At 40.1% G+C, this 19218-nt stretch carries 14 protein-coding genes and 1 pseudogene; 12 read left to right on the plus strand and 3 right to left on the minus strand.

Features of this window, described 5'->3' with window-relative positions; genetic code table 11:
• The first annotated feature begins 22 nt into the window (after positions 1-22).
• Positions 23-2263, plus strand: a complete 2241-nt coding sequence (gene pabB, locus V7K44_RS09245; RefSeq protein WP_334930752.1) for an aminodeoxychorismate synthase component I — start codon at positions 23-25, stop codon at positions 2261-2263.
• Between the two features lie 609 nt (positions 2264-2872).
• A complete protein-coding gene (locus V7K44_RS09250; protein ID WP_334930754.1) occupies positions 2873-4633 on the plus strand; it encodes an iron uptake porin in 1761 nt (586 codons plus the stop codon).
• A gap of 117 nt (positions 4634-4750) precedes the next feature.
• On the opposite strand, the gene V7K44_RS09255 is transcribed toward V7K44_RS09250, so the two are convergent.
• Both V7K44_RS09255 and V7K44_RS09260 read right to left on the minus strand, forming a co-directional pair.
• The gene (locus V7K44_RS09255) at positions 4751-4969 is read right to left on the minus strand and encodes a CHAT domain-containing protein (protein ID WP_334930756.1); all 219 of its coding nucleotides are present in this window, start codon (positions 4967-4969) and stop codon (positions 4751-4753) included.
• 325 nt (positions 4970-5294) lie between these two features.
• Positions 5295-5624, minus strand: coding sequence for a hypothetical protein (locus tag V7K44_RS09260; protein ID WP_334930758.1), 330 nt, complete (start codon positions 5622-5624; stop codon positions 5295-5297).
• A gap of 200 nt (positions 5625-5824) precedes the next feature.
• Between V7K44_RS09260 and V7K44_RS33160 the strand changes: the two are divergent.
• Positions 5825-6057 (plus strand): annotated as a pseudogene (locus V7K44_RS33160) (BamA/TamA family outer membrane protein); the annotation flags it as partial.
• Between the two features lie 50 nt (positions 6058-6107).
• Here the strand turns inward: V7K44_RS33160 and V7K44_RS09270 are convergent.
• Positions 6108-7085, minus strand: a complete 978-nt coding sequence (locus V7K44_RS09270; RefSeq protein WP_334930762.1) for a 2-hydroxyacid dehydrogenase — start codon at positions 7083-7085, stop codon at positions 6108-6110.
• Positions 7086-7251: 166 nt separating this feature from the next.
• Here V7K44_RS09270 and V7K44_RS09275 point away from each other — a divergent pair, with 166 nt between their 5' ends.
• From V7K44_RS09275 to V7K44_RS09315, 9 genes are all read left to right on the plus strand, one after another.
• Positions 7252-9786, plus strand: coding sequence for a BsuBI/PstI family type II restriction endonuclease (locus V7K44_RS09275; protein WP_334930764.1), 2535 nt, complete (start codon positions 7252-7254; stop codon positions 9784-9786).
• 175 nt (positions 9787-9961) lie between these two features.
• Complete coding sequence (locus tag V7K44_RS09280; RefSeq protein WP_334930766.1) at positions 9962-12136, plus strand: GNAT family N-acetyltransferase; 2175 nt, start codon at positions 9962-9964, stop codon at positions 12134-12136.
• A 17-nt stretch (positions 12137-12153) separates the two neighbouring features.
• The gene (locus tag V7K44_RS09285; protein ID WP_334930768.1) at positions 12154-12627 is read left to right on the plus strand and encodes a hypothetical protein; all 474 of its coding nucleotides are present in this window, start codon (positions 12154-12156) and stop codon (positions 12625-12627) included.
• 52 nt (positions 12628-12679) lie between these two features.
• Entirely contained in the window at positions 12680-13930 is a 1251-nt protein-coding gene (locus V7K44_RS09290; protein WP_334930770.1) for an McrB family protein, read from the plus strand.
• Complete coding sequence (locus tag V7K44_RS09295; protein WP_334930772.1) at positions 13896-14315, plus strand: hypothetical protein; 420 nt, start codon at positions 13896-13898, stop codon at positions 14313-14315. The genes V7K44_RS09290 and V7K44_RS09295 overlap by 35 nt, the downstream gene beginning before the upstream one ends.
• Positions 14312-15526, plus strand: coding sequence for an McrC family protein (locus V7K44_RS09300; protein ID WP_334930774.1), 1215 nt, complete (start codon positions 14312-14314; stop codon positions 15524-15526). Before V7K44_RS09295 ends, V7K44_RS09300 begins: the two co-directional genes overlap by 4 nt.
• A 167-nt stretch (positions 15527-15693) precedes the next feature.
• Positions 15694-16749 (plus strand): glutathione S-transferase family protein, encoded by a 1056-nt coding sequence (locus tag V7K44_RS09305; protein WP_334930776.1) that lies wholly within the window; start codon positions 15694-15696, stop codon positions 16747-16749.
• The gene (locus tag V7K44_RS09310; protein WP_334930778.1) at positions 16746-17630 is read left to right on the plus strand and encodes an aspartoacylase; all 885 of its coding nucleotides are present in this window, start codon (positions 16746-16748) and stop codon (positions 17628-17630) included. The genes V7K44_RS09305 and V7K44_RS09310 overlap by 4 nt, the downstream gene beginning before the upstream one ends.
• A 317-nt stretch (positions 17631-17947) precedes the next feature.
• On the plus strand, positions 17948-18931 hold the full coding sequence (locus V7K44_RS09315) for a polysaccharide deacetylase family protein (protein WP_334930780.1): 984 nt from the start codon (positions 17948-17950) through the stop codon (positions 18929-18931).
• Positions 18932-19218 lie beyond the last annotated feature (287 nt).

A 19218-nucleotide genomic window follows, 5' to 3' on the forward strand; every position in this document is an offset into this window, starting at 1 on the left:
TGTGATAGCTAATTGACTATGTATGCAAACGCTAATTATTGATAACTATGACTCATATACATTTAATCTTTACCAGATGATTGCCGAGGTAAATGGGGAACTACCTCTAGTAATTTATAACGATCAGCTTAATTGGGATGAATTGAAAGAAATTGCGTTTGACAACATTGTGATTTCACCTGGCCCCGGTCGTCCAGGAAGGTCAGAAGATTTTGGAGTCTGCCGACAGATAATTGAGAATGTGGATGTACCCTTGTTGGGAGTTTGTCTGGGGCATCAAGGACTTGGCTACCTATATGGTGCAAGAGTGATTCATGCACCGGAAGTTCGACACGGTAGAATCAGTAAAATTTATCATAATAATTCGGAATTGTTTCAAGGTATTCCTGGTAATTTTTCTGTGGTGCGCTATCACTCGTTGTTAGTTGCTAATGAACTACCTGAGTGTCTAGAAAAAATTGCTTGGACTGAAGAAGGATTGGTGATGGGATTGCGTCATCTACATCTACCTTTTTGGGGTGTGCAGTTTCACCCAGAGTCTATCTGTACAGAATATGGGCAAAAATTACTAGAAAACTTTCGAGATATTACGCTGCAATTTACAAAGAAATCGTCAAGGAGGCAGGAGGTAGGAGGCAGGAGGCAGGAGGGGGAGGTAGGAGGGGCAGGGTCTGAAAGCCTTTTGGCAGAGTCAAAAAGTCCACAAAAGCAATATTGGATTGGATATGAATCTGTTACTCCTGTTATGGATAAACCATGCCAAAAACAGGAAGATAAGTTTGAATTGTATACGCGCAAGTTAGATATCTGCCCAAATACAGAACAGATATTTGTACAGCTGTTTAAGGATGCAGCGAATGCTTTTTGGCTAGATAGCAGCCGTGTAGAACTTGGTCTATCTCGCTTCTCGTTTATGGGTGATGGCAGCGGAGAAAACAGTTTATTGGTGCGATATCATACCAAAATGCAAGAACTGATCGTCACACAATCAGATACAGTGACTCGTCGCACCGAAAGTATTTTTGAGTATTTGAAGCGGGAAATAGACTGCCGATTTTGTCAATCTGATGAGTTACCTTTTGATTTTAACTGTGGATTTGTTGGCTATTTTGGCTATGAACTTAAGGCGGAGTGTGGATCGTCATTGGTGCATTCTTCACCATTACCTGATGCAATTTTCTTACTAGCCGATCGCATGATTGCGATCGATCATCAAGAACAGTGTCTTTATTTGCTGCAATTAATCAAAAAAGGACAAACGGAACAGGTAGAAACTTGGTTTGATACTATCCAACAAAAACTCGAAACTTTAAATCCTCTTTCTTCCGTTGTACCCCAAGAAAGTTGTCAGCCTGTTAAATTCCGTTTGAGTCGCACTTACCAAAATTACATTCAAGATATTCAGCAATGCTTAGACGAAATTCACGAAGGAGAAACCTATCAAGTTTGCCTGACTAATCAGCTTTACACCGATGCAACCCCCGATCCATTAACGTTCTATCGCACATTACGTAAAATCAATTCTGCTCCTTACTCTGCATTTTTACGCTTTGGTGAAATTGCGATCGCTTGCTCATCTCCAGAAAGGTTTTTACGGATCGATCGCCAAGGATGGGTAGAAACTAAGCCTATTAAGGGAACGCTACCACGAGGAGAAACCCCCGAAGCCGATTTCGTCCTCCGTGAGAAGCTACGCAACAGCGAAAAAGACCGAGCTGAAAATCTGATGATTGTCGATCTGTTACGCAATGATTTGGGACGAGTTTGTGAAATTGGTAGCATCCACGTACCAAAATTAATGGATGTGGAAACATACCCAACAGTACATCAGTTGGTGACAACAGTACGCGGGCGGTTACGTTCAGATTTACAAGCGGTGGATTGCGTGCGATCTGCATTTCCCGGAGGATCGATGACTGGTGCGCCGAAAATCCGCACCATGCAAATTATCGATCGCTTAGAACAAGAGGCGCGGGGAGTCTATTCAGGTGCGATCGGCTTTTTGGGGTTGAATGGTTCAGCCGATTTGAATATTGTGATTCGGACTGCTGTTTTGACTCCCAATCAAACCTCCATTGGTATCGGTGGCGGAATCATAGCCCTTTCTGAGCCGGAAATGGAGTTTCAGGAAACGCTGCTTAAAGCCAAAGCCTTAATCGACGCTCTGCTTCTGACAATACACGGAACATCTGAACCAAATGTGTATCCCATTCTGGGATTAGAAGCAACAACTGCTGATAGTTATGAAAAATTATCTGCTTAAATCAAAGACTTAAATAAGGATGGAGATGTGCTTGAAAATAGCCTATCCCGACACAAAACTGGCTACTATTAAAGATTATTTACACTAACATTTATATCCAAATCCCATTGGATAAAGATTTTTGGTACTGATTTTCAACCTGTAGAGACGCGTTAGTGCAGCGGTAAGAAGTAAATTTTTGTGTCTTTACTAAGGATTTTGGGCTTAACTGAACAGTATTGATTTATCCGACATTCGGCAGGTTGGAGGTTCAAAATAATTAACAATCAATAATTACTAATTTATGAGCAAAACCCCATATAGAAATAAACTTTCTTGATTCAGGAATAAATTTAAAGATAAAAAGCAACAAACGCAAATCAGGGTTAAAAACAAGAAGCTAAAGTCCATAAATAGCACAAAAACGCCCGAAATTTCCTTATTATAAACTCAACCTTTGGCAAATAAGATATCTGCAAAACTTGACAATTCCCGTTCTAGAAAAAATTTCTTAGATATATAGCTTAGGTAACAGCAATCTGATAAGATTCCCAACAAGTAGAATAATCACTTGTTCTCTTTTTCTTGAACCAACTGATTTTGGTTATTTTTTGGAAAAGGAAAATAAAAATGTCTCATCTATTGTGGAAAACTCTGGTACTAAGTCCAGTAGTTTTGGGAGTGACGGTGTTGGTTTCCGCTAAGGTTATAGCTGCTGAAGTAGCAAGCTCTTCTGAAGATACAAAGCCAATAGCTGCTAATGCTTCAATATTCATTCAAACAGAGCAACCAAAAGTTAATCAGCAATTGGTTGCTCAAAAGACTGATGAAAATAAGGTTTTAGAAGAGGTTAATCGCTACAGCAACGAAGGCAAGAACCAGAATTCACTGTCTCAAGTCACATCAGTTTCTCAATTTTCTGATGTACAGCCGACTGATTGGGCATTCCAAGCTTTGCAATCCCTGGTTGAGCGCTACGGTTGTATTGCTGGATACCCAAATTCTACTTACCGTGGCAATCGGGCACTGACTCGTTATGAGTTTGCCGCAGGTTTAAATGCTTGCTTAGATCGAGTTAATGAACTGATTGCGACAGCAACTGCTGACTTGGTGACAAAACAGGATTTGGCGACTCTCCAGCGTTTGCAAGAGGAATTCTCGGCAGAACTGGCAACTCTGCGTGGTCGAGTAGATTCTGTAGAAGCACGGACTGCGGAACTTGAAGCTAATCAGTTTTCCACTACCACGAAATTGGTGGGTGAAGCCATTTTTGCCGTTACTGATATTTTTGGCAATAATAGTGGCGATGCCAATAATACTGTCTTCCAAGATAGGGTACGTTTAGACTTGCAAACCAGCTTCACGGGTAAAGACGTTTTACACACCCGTCTTGCAGCCGGGAATGCACTAGCCTTTACTCAAGTAGGGAATGGTGGTGGTGCTATCGATACTGCTGAAGGTACGCAAACATTTCAACTCGGCAGCACTAGTAACAACAGTGTGATTATCGACTGGCTAGCTTATTACGTACCCATAGGCCCAGCCCAAGTTTACTTTGCCGGCACCGGAGGTATTCATAGCGATTATGTTGCCACTAACAACCCTTACTTTGAGGATTTTGATGGCGGTAATGGTGCTTTGTCTACCTTTGCTTCTGAAAGTCCGATTTATCGTATTGGTGGTGGTGCAGGTGCGGCACTGACTTTACCCTTTGGTAAGGGTGGCAATTTTTTCAAACCAAGTTCACTGACTATAGGCTACTTGGCATCAAATGCTAATAATCCTGGAACAAATCAAGGTTTGTTAGAGGGTAACTATGCAGCCTTGGGACAATTGAACTTTAGTGTTGGCGATCGCTTATCTATAGCTGCTACCTACGTTCATGGTTATCATGGTGCTGGGGGTGGTAATTTATTCGATCTAGGTGGTGGTTTGGGTAGTACTAACCGCGTCGTAGGTACTGGTCAAGCTAACACTCTAACTACCCTAAACGGATCTTCCAGTAATTCTTACGGTATAGAAGCAGCTTTCAGACCCAGCGACAAACTGTCAGTCAGTGGCTTCGTTTCTTACCACGATGTCACAGGCTTTGGTGCTGGTGATGATTATGAAGCTTGGAGCTACGGTCTTGGGGTAGCCTTACCTGACTTCGGTAAAAAAGGTAATGTTTTAGGGATTTTTGCTGGTGCAGAACCTTATGCCCGTAACCGAGGAGGAGCTTTTGCTGGTACTGGTAATGATATACCTTATCACTTTGAAGGCTTTTACAAGTATCGCGTGTCAGATAATATCTCAATCACCCCTGGCGTAATCTGGTTGACCTCTCCTGGTCAAAACAGCAATAACGATGATGCAATTATCGGTACGCTGAGAACAACTTTCACTTTCTAAAGGTTTACGCAATTTGCGGCGTTGCTGAATTAAGGGATGATTCTTGTGGGGTGGGCATCCTGCCCGCCCGGAAATACAAGGGACGCTCATGTTGCCCATCCCACAAAAATAGTAAAATCATCCCGCAAATATGCAACCCCCAATTTGCTTTAGGGACGCATAGTTATGCGTCCCTTTTGACTTCCGCCTTGTAGTACATGTTTTGACTAGTTCGGATGTCGATTGATCGGTAACACTCCACAAAGATGCGATCGCACTTTTAACCCCAACTTGCAATGCAACTCCAGCTAATCCTAGTGTGGCACCTACATTCCCAGAAATGACCCAAAGCACCATTAGCATAAGAAATTAGGCGATCATCTTGTAATTTTTTACTTGGTGAACTACTTAGACTTGCCTACGGCTGAAGTCTGAGCTTCCCAATTCATCGGGAATAGCCTCTAAAACTCTGTAGTTTTTTTGGTCTGACATTCCCTCCAAGGGCAGGAGTCCTGGTCCCCAAGACCCAAATCTTTCTCTTGCAACATATACCTATTAGCTTGGTTTTCGCTTGCGGCATTGATGGTCAAGACAGTGTATATCTTACCAGAAAATTTTGGGGATTTGTCATACATCCAGAATTTGTTTTTACTGTGTAAAAAATCAATTCCAGATGTAATCCTTATCCCCCGCTCACAATCCCCACCTTATGAGTACATTGAAGGTGGGGACTTCCGCGACTCGTTAATACTGAGTTTTCAAGCAAATTTAATGCTTCATTATCACCAGATAAAACCAGCCCACTTGGACAGTAGGTAAAGGGTGAAGTTCCTTTAGCATCGCGTTGCAAGTATGCTAAATCAATTGCCCGATAGACTTTTGTGGCGGAATCGGACAAAGCTTCGAGAACTTTTAAAGCATCCTTCAGGGCTTTGTTAAACTCCTCATCATTAATAAATTTGCTCTTATTTGTCTGGGAAACCAACTGAATGAAATTTAATAATCCCCGCATCTCTGCTAAAGGTTGTTTTTCGTTACGCCGTGATTCAACGAGTTAATGCCGAGTTAACCGCAGGTAGCACTCCCGGAAATAATATTTTACAGGTGACAATTACCGAATCGCCACCATTCCACCTTGGCGTTACCTTTGCAAATAACCAATCAACTAGCGTCGGTTCAGAACAAGGGAGTGTTTTTCTTGCTCACGATAATAATGTGGAGACACTACAGCTAATCCCGTTTTTTGACATCGGTACAGCTTGGAATAATCGCGGTATTAATGCCGACCCGCAAACTATTGCTAGCTTGGGGTTGGGCTTGAACTGGCAACCTTTTAACGGTTTGGTATTGCGTGCAGACTATGGTATACCATTAGCACAAGCGATCGCGGTAGTTCGCTGCAAGATAACGGCTTTAATTTTTCAGTGCGATATCAGCCTTTTTAAAAGCGAGATTTGATAGATTAAGGGCGTTTATAATTCACATCAGGCGTGAATTATGAATTATAAATTTCAGGATTGACACAATTAGCCAAGCGATCGCCCCTCAATCCCGCAATTAAATTAGCGATCGCCATTGTTGCCATTTTTGAGCGCGTTTGACGGCTGGCACTGCCGATATGAGGTGCAATAATTAGATTTTCTAAGGTCAATAACAGGCTATCGCTAGGAATCGGTTCTGGTTCGGTGACATCTACAGCCGCAGCAGCGATTTGACCACTGGCAAGGGCGCGATACAGAGAATCTGGATCTACAATAGTTCCTCGCGCCGTGTTAATCAAAATAGCCGATCGCTTCATCAATTCAAATTGGCGATCGCTAATTAAATGATAAGTATCATCAGCCGATGGTGTGTGCAGTGTCACAAAATCTGATTCTTGCAGTAAGTGTTCTAACGGAGCAAACTCCACACCTAAAAATTGTTCTAACTCTGGGCTGCATCGTTGCCTACTCGTATACAAAATCTGCATTTCAAACCCTTTGGCACGACGAGCGATCGCTTGTCCAATTCGCCCAAAACCAACAATCCCCAAGGTAGCACCCGTAACATTTAGCCCCAATAACAAATCTGGTTCCCAAGTCTGCCACAAACCTGCACGAGTAAACCGATCAGCCTCTACTACGCGCCGTGCAGCTGCCATTAGTAATGCCCAGGCAAAATCTGCGGTAGCATCGGTTAACACCCCAGGGGTATTACCGACGGGAATTTTTCGTGCCGTGGCTGCGGCAATGTCAATGTTATCGTAACCCACCGCCATTTGACTGATGACTTTGAGTTTTCCAGACTCGATGAGTTGCCGATCGATTTGGTCAGTCAGCAGACATAGCAATCCATCTATGTCCTTGATTTTTTCTAGTAAAATTTCGTAGGGAGGGGGTTGGCGTTCTGGCCAAACTTCGACAATAGCGAGCGATCGCAGTGGCTCTAATTCGATGGGTAGGCGACGAGTGACGAAGACTTTAGCCTGAAGCATAGTTTTAAAATAATTTTTGGAAAAAGAGACGCTTCTTGCATCGGTTTGTCCTTAAAATATCATGGCGTAAATTCAAAACCTGATAAAGTTGGTTTTTGTTCTGTGAAAATGAGCCGTGATGTTCCTATCAAGCAGTAGAGAGTCTATAGACAATCATCACAAGCCGTTGGAATTTAAAAGCTTGTCGAAATGTTCTGCCAGAAACTTACTCGGTGAAGTAGACCTTCTGAGGATTGCTGCAACATTGAAACAAGATCAAAAGCAAAAAGGAAAACTGGGCCAATTTTTGACTCCTGCTCCAGTAGCAGAATTAATGGTTGGGATGTTTGGCAAATTCGATCGTACTCAAATATCTCTACTTGATGCTGGAGCAGGAGTTGGCTCATTACTTGCAGCCTTTGTAGCTAAACTTTGTCACAGCCAAAAACGCCCAGCCAATTTAGATATTGTTGCCTATGAAATCGATCCTTTTCTGATTGGGTATTTGCATCAGACATTGAAATTATGTGATAGAGAATGTCAAATAGCTGGGATATCTTTAAATTATGAGATTCGAGACACGGATTTTATTGAAGATGCAGTCAGACTTCTTCAGCCTAGTTTGTTCGATAATCCTGACAATGGCAGATTTACCCACGCTATTCTCAATCCCCCATATTTAAAAATTAACGCTAATTCCAAAGTTCGTGATTTGTTACGTTCTATAGGATTAGAAACCAGCAATCTATATACAGGTTTTATCGCTGCTACAGTTCAGCTTCTTGAATCAAGAGGAGAGCTTGTAGCTATTTCGCCGCGTAGTTTCTGTAATGGGCCATATTTTAGAGACTTCCGCAGAATGTTTTTGGAAATCATGGCTTTAGACCAGATACATCTTTTTGATTCCAGACAGGAAGCTTTTAGTGACGATGAAGTTTTGCAGGAAATAATTATTATTCATGCTGTTAAACAAAAATCAAAATTTGACAATGTAATCATCAGTAAAAGTTCAAATGCTGATGATGATTTTATGTTGTCCAATTCATTAGCTTATACAGAGATAGTTCTTCCCAACGACTTGCAACAATTTATCCACATTATCCCCGATACACTAAGTCAGCAGGTCATTGAACAAATGGCTAATTTTACCTGTACATTAAAAGACCTAAAATTAACTGTATCAACGGGACGTGTTGTAGATTTTCGTGCTAAAGAATATCTGTGTTTAATGCCAAAAGAAGACACTGTTCCTTTGATTTATCCATTGAATTTTTCAGCAGGATATGTTGAGTATCCCAAGGTAACTAAAAAGCATCAAGCTCTGGTATATACCGAAGAGACTATTTCTCTTTTAGTACCAAATGAACATTATGTTTTGACTAAACGATTCTCCTCAAAAGAGGAAAAAAAACGAGTTGTTGCCGTTGTGTATGATGCTAATCGAATTAATTGTTCTTGGGTAGGTTTTGAAAATCACTTGAATTATTTCCACAAGGATGGAAGAGGACTTAATCTTACCCTAGCACGTGGTCTTGCTGCTTATCTTAACTCTAGTCTCGTTGACGCATTTTTTCGGTTATTTAATGGACATACTCAGGTTAATGCAACCGATTTACGAAATTTAAAATATCCGACAATAGCACAACTAATGACCGTAGGGCTATATATTACTGAGCATTTTCCATCACAAAAAGAAATTGATCTACTTGTGCAAGAAGAGTTATTGAGTATGAACAACAAGTCTGAAAATAACCCCTTAATAATTAAAACTCGTATTGATGAAGCACTGCAAATTCTAATTGAACTTGGACTTCCACGGGCACAAATTAATGAACGTTCAGCCTTAACTCTTTTGGCTTTACTTGATTTAAAGCCGACTGTTCCTTGGGAAAGCGCTGCATCTCCCCTAATGGGAATTACGCCAATGATGGAATTTATGGCACTGCACTATGGCAAAACATATAAACCTAATACGCGGGAAACTGTTCGCCGTCAAACAGTCCATCAATTCTTAGATGCGGCTTTGATAATTGTAAATCCAGATGCAGCTGAACGTCCCATTAACAGTCCGAAAACAGTATATCAGATTGAAGAAAGTGCGCTTGAACTCTTACGTACTTATGGAACTATTGAATGGGAAAAGAGTATTCATACTTACTTGGCTTCAGTTGAAACTTTGAAAAAACGATATGCTCAGGAACGGGAACTATCACGTATTCCGATAGTGATTGAAGGAGAGGTGAAAACTCTATCGCCAGGTGGACAGAATATTCTGATTGAAAAGATTATTAAGGAGTTTGCAGAACGTTTTACACCTGGAGCAAAACTGATTTATGTTGGTGATACAGATGAGAAATTCGCGCATTTTAATGAAGTGGCATTGAGAGATTTAGGTGTTACTATCGATTCTCATGGAAAAATGCCTGATGTGATTATCCATCATTTAAAAAATGATTGGCTAGTTTTAATTGAAGCTGTAACTTCTCATGGCCCAATTAACCTTAAACGGAAGAAAGAACTTGAAGTTATCTTTGCTGATATAAAAATTCCCCTGGTAATGGTGACAACTTTTTTAAGTCGGAAAGCGATGGTAGAGTATTTGGCTGACATTGCTTGGGAAACCGATGTTTGGGTTGCTGAAGATTCTACTCATCTCATCCACTTCAATGGAGAATATTTATTACAGGCTTACAAAGTAGATAAAGATTCTGAAATTGAATAAACTATTTTTAATTTTTGATAATCTGTGCAAAAATAAGCGAACGCTCCTTCTATTTTTAATAACCTTTCGGCAATCACTTCGGTCTTTTGCTATAACAGTGAAAGTCTTTGTTTTTAGCTATATTCTATACTCTATTACAGACAGCTTACCGCATTGACAAGGTGACAACTTTGCTATGAAAGAAAAAAGCCGCCATGAAACTGGAAAAGGTCAGCAAAAAGTGAAAACTGACGTACAGTTCAAAATTGAACCGATAGATAATCATTCCCCATATCTAGAAACAGTCAGAAAACTGTGGCGAGCTAACTCAAAAACACTTGGTAACTTGCCCAAAGGAGCATTTGAGGAACGAGCAGCGCATCGTCAAATCCTTGTAGCGCTTGATTCTGAAGGTGGCTGTGTTGCTTATCTCTTATATCGACGTTCGCGGGACTGGTTTGCTATCACTCATCTGTGTATTGATCCTTTATGTCGAGGTAAGGGAATAGCCAAACAACTTGTCGATCACCTTAAACAAATAACAACATCTTCTCGCGGAATTAAGCTAAAGTGCCGTCGCGATTATGACCTACAAGGTATGTGGTCGAGCTTTGGCTTTATTCCCACCTTGGATGTAGAAGCTAAGGCTAAAAATAAGAAACTTACTATTTGGGTATTAGAACACAATCCTCTTCCTCTATTGTCTACAATGATTCAGCAGCAACTTGAGTCTAAGTTGTGTGCAATGATTGCTCCTGATATTTTCTTGGACTTATATGCTGAGGAAAATCATGAAAATCTTGATAGTGAAGAGGAAAATATATTACTAGCTGACTGGGTGCAGACTGAATTAAATTTGTGCATTAATGATGAAATTTTTAATCAAATTAACCGAATTAATAACAATCAAGAGAGGGATAATCAGCATTGTTTTGCACAATCTTTTACTTGTTTACCTTGCGCCAATCAGAGATTAGAGAAAAATTTAAATCTTCTAAAAGAAATAATTACTAAACATAATTTTGTACTTAATGAATATAAATTACGTTATATTGCTAGGAGTATCACATCCAAATCTCATGTATTTTTAAGTAGAGATCAGCAATTGTTAAATTTAGCAGATATAATCTATGAAAACTTTAGATTGTCTGTTATTCACCCTGAAACACTTATAAATCAGCTAGATGAACTTCGGGATAAACCTGACTACCAACCTGTACGGATTTCTGGTACAACGTTAGAACAAATACAGGTAAAAAGTGGACAAGAAGACTTGCTAGTTAATTATTTTTATAACTCTAAATTAAGAGAAAATAAAACAGATTTTCAGCAAAAACTACGACATTATTTAGCTGAACATGAGAAATTTGAATGCATTGTTGTGAGAGAGTCAAATAAGAATCTGCTTGCTTTAATTGTGTATGGAAAGCAGAAAAAGCATGAACTAGAAATTCCGATAATTCGAGTTGGTAATCATAATCTGTCGTCTACACTTGCACGTCATATAATTTTTAAATCTATATTAAAATCCGCTCATGAACAGCGAAATTTTACAAGAATAACTGACCCATATCTTGAGATAACTATTACTGAAGCTATTCAAGAAGATGCTTTTGTCAAAGTTTCAAATGGATGGGTTAAAGCAAACTTATCAGTTGTAAAAGCTTTTTCCCAATTATCAGACTATCTTACTAATTTAGCCTTTAATTTTGGAGATGAATATAATTTTATTAGTGAACTTGCTAATAATATTAACAACGAAAATATAGTTATAGATGCTCAATCATCAGTAGATATTGAACGATTTCTTTTTCCTGCAAAAATTACTGATTCTGAAATTGCTACCTTTATTATCCCTATTCAACCTAGATGGGCTTCATATTTATTTGATGAACATTTAGCGAATCAAATGCTTGCTTTGCCTGGATTTGGTTCGAAAGCAGAATTAGCATTTAATCGTGAAGCAGTTTACTATCGAGCCATACAAAACTCTAGAGGGTTAAATGCCCCTTGTCGAATTCTTTGGTATGTGAGTGAAACTCAAGGTGAAGGGAGAGGTAAAGGTTTTCAGTATGTCGGTTATATTGGTGCTTGTTCTTATGTAGACGAGGTAATTATAGGTAAATCTAAAGAACTTTACCGACGTTTTCAAAGATTAGGAGTTTACAATGAAAGAGATATTGAGAAGATACAGACAGATAAAAATGGTAATATTATGGCGATTCGATTTAGTGATACAGAATTATTTAACAATCATATATCTTTTCAAGAATTACAGCAAGTTTTGGATAAAGATAAATTGTTGCTTGCCTCGCCCAATAAAATTAATAATGAGTCATTTATAAAGTTGTATAATTTAGGAAATAGATAATTTTGTAAAAATTTATCATGCCATGTCACATATTATTAATCTCAGTTAAACCTGAGTATGCCAATAAAATTTTTGAAGAACGAACAAAAAAAGTAGAATTACGTAGAGTAAGAACTCGTGTAAAAACAGGAGATATTGTTTTTGTGTATGTATCATCTCCTAAAAAAACTTTTTTAGGCTTTTTTGAGGTAGATTTTGTTATTGAAAAATTAGCCTCAAAAAATGAGTTAAAAGAATTATGGAAACAAGTTAAAGACCATGCTGGTATCAAACGTCAAGATTTTTATGAATATTATAAAGGTGCATCACTTGCCGTAGGAATTTATTTTATAAATGCAAAAAAATTTGAAAATCCTATTGAACTACATCGGTTAAAAGACAAAATATCTTACTTGCGTCCGCCTCAAAGCTATCGTTATCTTAATGAGAAAGAATATGAAACTATTATGCTTTTAGGTGGGGAAAATCTATCAACGCTCACAAATAATTAATATTAAGTCTTTAAATGCATTCTCCCGCGCTATTTGTATATTTCATAACTAAATGAGTGCAAAAAAACTACATATTGACCGACAGGTTTTGATTTTAGAGAAGAATAGCGAATTTATCAAGTTATTTAAAGAATTTATCAGGTCTTATCCTTACACCCAGGCTGGATTGCGTCATCAGAAGGCTTACCATGAGCAGCGTCAGAAAGGGAAAGAGGATTTTAAAGCGATCGCCTCGGACTATGAGTCAGGAGAAGATATAACCGAGGTAGTCTTGCTACAGCTTCTCCCCTACGCGCTAACGCCTGACAACAGTCAAAGAAACGTCTGGATACATTATGACCCAGCGATCGATAAAGACATTAAAAAATGGTTTGAAGGCGCTCTTTGGGCAAAATCAGAAGACTGGCCGAATATAGCTCAAGCCATTTTTAATTTCATTCGTCACTGTAATCAAAACCCTACTTTGTTGCGAGAAGCTTGTAAGGAATTTTCAGAATTGCCTTATACCCAAGGCTTGCAAACGGAAATGCTCACACCTATCCTGAATGCACTCCGACCAGATGACTTTTTACTAATTAATAATAAATCACGACAGGTTATCAATTACTTTACAGATAAATCTTATAGTCAGAAGCTAACAGAATATCCAGCAGTTAACACAACAGGACAAAAATTAATTCAAGAATTAGTTCCTGATATGCGTCAGACTGGTGTACCATCTATGCGAGATGATGACTTGTTCGATATGTTTTGTCATTGGCTAGTTGCTGTTAAAAAGTATAATTTTACAGGAAATAAACCTTACGCAATGGATGAGGTTAGCGAATTATCTTTTGATGTTGAAGCAATAGAAATGCAACCAGAATATTCACTAAGTCAATGTGCATTGGATACCGGAATTGAAGAGGAGACGCTTTTAAACTGGTTAAAGGCAATAGAGCGTAAAAAGCAGGCAATATTTTACGGATCTCCAGGCACTGGTAAAACATATATTGCCAAAAAACTGGCTAAATATCTGACTGGTGGCAGTGATGGTTTTGTAGATATTGTCCAGTTCCACCCCGCCTATACTTATGAAGACTTTGTACAAGGCATTCGCCCACAACGAATAGATGGAGAACTTGATTATCCACTGGTTAATGGACGGTTTCTGGATTTCTGCTACAAAGCATTTTGTCGCCAGCATATTTGCGTACTCATTATAGATGAAATCAACCGTGCCAATGTTGCCCGCGTCTTTGGTGAGTTGATGTATCTGTTGGAGTATCGTGACGAAAAAATGCCTTTGGCAGCAAGCAGGTGAGGTGTTCAGCATTCCTGCCAATGTACGAATTATCGGCACGATGAACACAGCAGATCGCTCAATTGCACTAGTAGATCATGCCATCCGCCGCCGCTTTGCTTTTATTCCTCTCTACCCAAACTATGAGATTCTCCGCAGCCATCACTTAGATAGTGATTTTCCCGTGGACAAGTTGATTCAAACGCTGAAAAAGTTGAACCACGCAATTGGTAATCCTCACAATGAAGTGGGTATTAGCTTTTTTCTCTTAGGCGACCTAGCTGACCAGATTGACAGTGTTTGGCAACTGGAGATTGAGCCGTATTTGGAAGAATATTTTTTTGACCAACCCAGTAAAGTAGATCAGTTTCGCTGGAACGAAGTCAAGAAGCAATTTTACCCATGACTGAAACATCACCACAGATAATAGAGTTAACTGAATACGTTCCCAAGTTGTTGCCGCGATCGCTACTTCCCGACGCAATTGGAGAAATGTTGTGGCGTGACTACAATACTCAAGTCAGTGTGGACTTCCCTTCTCCAAAAACAGGCGATCGCTGGCGACTAACTGCCCAAGGATGGGTTGGTTACATTCCCTTAACGAGCGATTTTCACATTGCCCTACACCCCAAAGTCAAGCTAGGTAATCTTCTGGGAATGCTGGAGTATGCCTATGACCTCAAAAGTTTTCGCTTTTTATCAGGACTGGTTGATTGTCAAACGCTCTTAGAATTTTATGAACGGCTGGCTGATATTTTAGCCCGTCGCATTCTTAACCGAGGCCGTCAAGGTTTCTACTGCGCCTACATTCCCAAGACAGAACATTTGCCTTATGTTCGGGGACGTATTGATGTACGGCTGCTTGTCACTCGACCGTGGGACACTAAAATCCAGTGCCATTATGAAGAACATACCGCAGACGTTGAAGAGAATCAAATTCTTGCTTGGACACTCTGGTGTATTGCCCGTAGCGGTTTGTGTACGGAACGGGTAATGCCAACAGTGCGCCGTGCGTATCATCTACTACAGGGATTGGTGACATTGCAACCATTCAATCCCAGAGCTTGTATAGGACGACAGTACAACCGTCTGAATGAGGACTATCGACCCCTACACGCGCTTTGCCGCTTCTTTTTGGAACAGATTGCACCTAGTCATGAAACAGGTGCAAACGCGACGTTACCCTTTTTGGTTAATATGTCGCAACTCTACGAACGCTTTGTGGCAGAGTGGTTGAAAGCGCATCAAAAAACGGGACTGCTAACGCTTGCATTAGATATCCAGTCCCAAGAAAGAATCTATTTAGGTCAGGGTAAAGCATTATACTTTGACATTGACTTAGTACTCTATGATATGACAACGGGGATAGCCAGATATGTGTTAGATACTAAGTACAAAGCTGCCTCTAAGCCAGTGACTGCTGATATTAATCAAATGGTTGCCTATGCGGAGGCAAAAGGGTGTCAGGAGGCAATTCTAATTTATCCAGCGCCCTTGGCAGAACCGTTGAACATCAAAGTTGGTAACATCCGAATTCGCAGCTTGACTTTTTCTCTTGCTCTTGATCTGGAACAGGCAGGTTATCGTTTTTTACAGGATTTACTGGGAACTGATTAATAAATACTTAAGGCGATATCAGTATCTATATAGATATAGATCCAATAGTTCGGGCAAAGCGTAGTAGAGTTAAAGTAAGGTGCATGTAAGTATGAGAACCTACCGACTATAAATTTAACAGCATATACAACGATAACGTCGATCGCTCCCAAAGCAAGATTGTCGCCATGACTAACTCAACTCCAATGGATGACGAGAAAAAGCTCCCCAAGAAGAAAGGTAAGTCGCTTCCTCCCAAGCTGATTATCTGGCTAGGAAAGTTTGTCTGGACGAGTATGTGGCAATTAATGATGTCAAATCTTGCTCCTCGCAATCAGTCGGGAGCATATATTCGTCCTAATAGCCAGTTTCGCAAGTTCATTGGCACAGAGTCAGAGAATCCACACCCACCAGCAACGGGGCGCTACAAACTCTATGTTGGATTGGGTTGTCCTTGGGCGCATCGAACTTTGGTTGTGCGATCGCTCAAAAAACTCGAAGCGGTAATATCAGTATGTATTGTTTCTCCTTCTCCCATTGAAGGCGGTTGGATATTTAACCAAGAAGAAGAAGGTTGTCGCACACTGGCTGAATTTTATCAAAAGGCAGAACCCGGCTACAGTGGACGCTCTACAGTGCCAGTACTATGGGATAACGAAACAAAAAGCATCGTTAATAATGAGAGTTCAGAGATTATCGTTATGCTGAACTCTGAATTTAACGAGTTCGCCAACAATCCGACGCTAAATCTTTACCCAGAAGAACTTAAAGAGAAAATTGACTGGTGGAATGAAAAAATTTATCACGCGGTAAATAACGGGGTGTATCGCTGTGGCTTTGCCCAGACTCAAGAAGCATACAATCAAGCCTGTAATGAACTGTTCGCAACTCTCGACGAAATTGAACTTGCATTGCAGACTAATCGCTATCTCTGCGGTGAACATCTGACACTTGCAGATGTGCGTTTATTCACAACACTATTTCGGTTTGATAGTGCCTACTATGGGCTGTTTAAATGCAATCGGCAGCGAATTCGAGACTATCAAAATCTCGGAGCTTATCTACGTGAGTTGTATCAGCTTCCGGGTGTGGCTGACACTTGCGACGTAGAAACCGTGAAGCAAGACTATTACGGAAACTTATTTCCACTCAACCCCGGCGGCATTATCCCCAATGGCCCTGATATGTCTTATCTTAATCAACCACACGCTCGCGATCGCATCGGCAAAGTGAATGCCTCATGAACCAGATTAATCGAGTTGCAATTGTCGGTGGAACTCATGGCAATGAATTTACAGGAGCCTACCTAGTCCAAAAATTTGCCCAATTTCCCGATTTAATTACTAGATCGAGTTTTGAGACGGTCACTCTGTTGGCAAATCCTCATGCTTTTGCCGCCGGAAGACGATATATAGAGAAAGATTTAAATCGCTGTTTTCTCAAGCAAGATTTACAAGATCCGACTTTGAATAGTTACGAAGATTTGCAAGCTAAATTAATTCAGGATACCCTAGCATTAAATGGAGATAAACAAGCCGATTTCATCTTAGACTTGCACAGCAGTACAGCTAATATGGGTCTGACAATTATTCTTGATAACAGTCATCCCTTAAACTTGAAATTGGCTGCTTATCTGAGCCAGATTAATCCTTTAGTTAAGGTTTATCGCTGCTCTTTTAAATCAATTGCAGAAAACCCATTTGTAAATTCTCTGTGCGAATTAGGCTTTGCGTTCGAGGTTGGCCCAATTGCCCAAGGACTTTTAAAAGCAACGCTGTTCCAACAAACAGAGGAACTTGTTCGCGCCCTTCTGGACTACCTAGAGCAGTTTAACCAAGGTAAAATTCCATCAAATAACGAAACCTTGATTCTCTATGACCATTTATCAGTTGTGGACTACCCAAAAAAATCTGATGGTACAATCTTTGGGATGATTCATCCAGAGCTTCAGGATAAGGATTATCAAGCCTTGAACCCAGGAGATCCAATCTTTATAACTTTTGACGATAAAACAATTAGTTATGAAGGTGCATCTACTGTTTGGCCAATTTTTATTAATGAGGCAGCTTACTACGAAAAGGGAATTGCCATGTGTTTAACCCAGAGGCAGCAAATCAACATCTAGGATGTGGATAAAAGTACTTGTGTGTACACCGTAGCCCCAAGGGAGAGGGGATCTAGAATTCAATTCCCCTTCTCCCTTGGGAGAAGGGGTTAGGGGATGAGGGCGTGAGGGATTTGCAAAACGCCTGTCCGATATAGTTTTCGGCTTAAGTTGACACCAATGCAGATGGATTCACATCAAGCCAGACGCACCAAGGCAATTCCCAATCCAAAATCTAAAATGGTATCAGCCCCCATCGAACTATGGAAATTGACCAATAAAGTCCAAACCTTAGACTAGAATTCACGCTTAAAATTGTCCAAATAATTTAACTCATAATGAAAACAAAGCAAAAAGGAAACAAACCAATAGCCAGTCTTTCTTTAGATTTGGATAATATTTGGTCTTATTTAAAAAATCAGGGCGCTCCGGGTTGGGAGACTTATCCTTCTTACCTGGATATCGCAGTACCTCGTTTCTTAGATATTCTCAAGCAATGGGATTTGACAATCACAGTATTCATTGTCGGTCAGGATGCAGCACTAGAAAAGAATACCAAAGCAATACAAGCGATCGCTAGCGCCGGTCACGAAATTGGCAACCATTCATTCTATCACGATCCTTGGCTACATCTGTATTCAGAGAATGAGATTGAAGAAGAGGTGGCACTGGCCGAAGAACATATCAAGCGCGTCACTCATCAACATCCTATCGGCTTTCGGGGGCCAGGATACAGTTTTTCTCCAGCAGTATTGAAAGTCTTAGCACGACGAGGATACGAATATGATGCTTCGACTTTTCCCACATTTTTGGGGCCTATAGCACGAGCATATTATTTAATAACTTGTAAATTGAGCAAGGAAGAACGTAAAAAACGGGAAGCGCTGTTTGGCGGTTTTAAAGAGGGTTTACAACCTCTAAAACCTTACCAGTGGCATCTGGGTAAGGATAAACTGACAGAGATTCCCGTTACTACCATGCCAGTTTTTAAAGTGCCAATTCACTTCAGTTACATAATGTTTCTGAGTACATTTTCTTCGGAAATGGCTTTACTCTACTTGCGAATTGCCCTGTGGCTGTGTAAAGTTACACGCGTCCAGCCTTCTTTGCTACTCCATCCTACAGACTTTGTAAGTCAAGAAGATGTGCCAGAACTCTCATTCTTTCCTGGTATGAGTGTTCCCACTTACAAAAAGCTGGCAATAGTGAACAAAAGTTTAGAAATTATATCCAGTCAGTTTAATGTTTTGACTGTTGGACAACACGCTAAATTTGCAGCCGATGGACGTAAACTACCTGTATTAGTGCCTCAAAAGAGATAAAAATATCATTTATGCGATTATATTAACAAGAATTCAGAACTCAGGAGTTATATCATGTCCGGTTAAAGACTTATCATTAAGAAGGCAGGGGAGCAGGGTGCAGAGAGAAAGAGTTAGAGACAAATCGTTTGTATCAAGTATTTCATGAAATGGTATCACGCTAAGTTGCAATGAGTATTGCTGTGCCCCTACCGCATGGTATATTTACCTGAAAATTGCGTTCACGAGGTCGAAAAATTAAGCAGTATTGAGAATAAAAAAAGTGCATGGTTGAAATTTAGTATCAG

The organism is Nostoc sp. (genome assembly GCF_036917235.1).
Taxonomy (GTDB): domain Bacteria; phylum Cyanobacteriota; class Cyanobacteriia; order Cyanobacteriales; family Nostocaceae; genus Nostoc.

What these genes read in the sequence shown, in the direction of transcription:
- V7K44_RS09305 (WP_334930776.1), top strand. Translation starts at nt 15,694, where the DNA reads ATGACTAACTCAACTCCAATGGATGACGAGAAAAAGCTCCCCAAGAAG.
- V7K44_RS09310 (WP_334930778.1), top strand. Translation starts at nt 16,746, where the DNA reads ATGAACCAGATTAATCGAGTTGCAATTGTCGGTGGAACTCATGGCAAT.
- pabB (WP_334930752.1), top strand. Translation starts at nt 23, where the DNA reads ATGCAAACGCTAATTATTGATAACTATGACTCATATACATTTAATCTT.
- V7K44_RS09300 (WP_334930774.1), top strand. Translation starts at nt 14,312, where the DNA reads ATGACTGAAACATCACCACAGATAATAGAGTTAACTGAATACGTTCCC.
- V7K44_RS09280 (WP_334930766.1), top strand. Translation starts at nt 9,962, where the DNA reads ATGAAAGAAAAAAGCCGCCATGAAACTGGAAAAGGTCAGCAAAAAGTG.
- V7K44_RS09315 (WP_334930780.1), top strand. Translation starts at nt 17,948, where the DNA reads ATGAAAACAAAGCAAAAAGGAAACAAACCAATAGCCAGTCTTTCTTTA.
- V7K44_RS09285 (WP_334930768.1), top strand. Translation starts at nt 12,154, where the DNA reads ATGCCATGTCACATATTATTAATCTCAGTTAAACCTGAGTATGCCAAT.
- V7K44_RS09250 (WP_334930754.1), top strand. Translation starts at nt 2,873, where the DNA reads ATGTCTCATCTATTGTGGAAAACTCTGGTACTAAGTCCAGTAGTTTTG.
- V7K44_RS09255 (WP_334930756.1), bottom strand. Translation starts at nt 4,969, where the DNA reads ATGGTGCTTTGGGTCATTTCTGGGAATGTAGGTGCCACACTAGGATTA.
- V7K44_RS09270 (WP_334930762.1), bottom strand. Translation starts at nt 7,085, where the DNA reads ATGCTTCAGGCTAAAGTCTTCGTCACTCGTCGCCTACCCATCGAATTA.
- V7K44_RS09290 (WP_334930770.1), top strand. Translation starts at nt 12,680, where the DNA reads ATGAGTGCAAAAAAACTACATATTGACCGACAGGTTTTGATTTTAGAG.
- V7K44_RS09260 (WP_334930758.1), bottom strand. Translation starts at nt 5,624, where the DNA reads ATGCGGGGATTATTAAATTTCATTCAGTTGGTTTCCCAGACAAATAAG.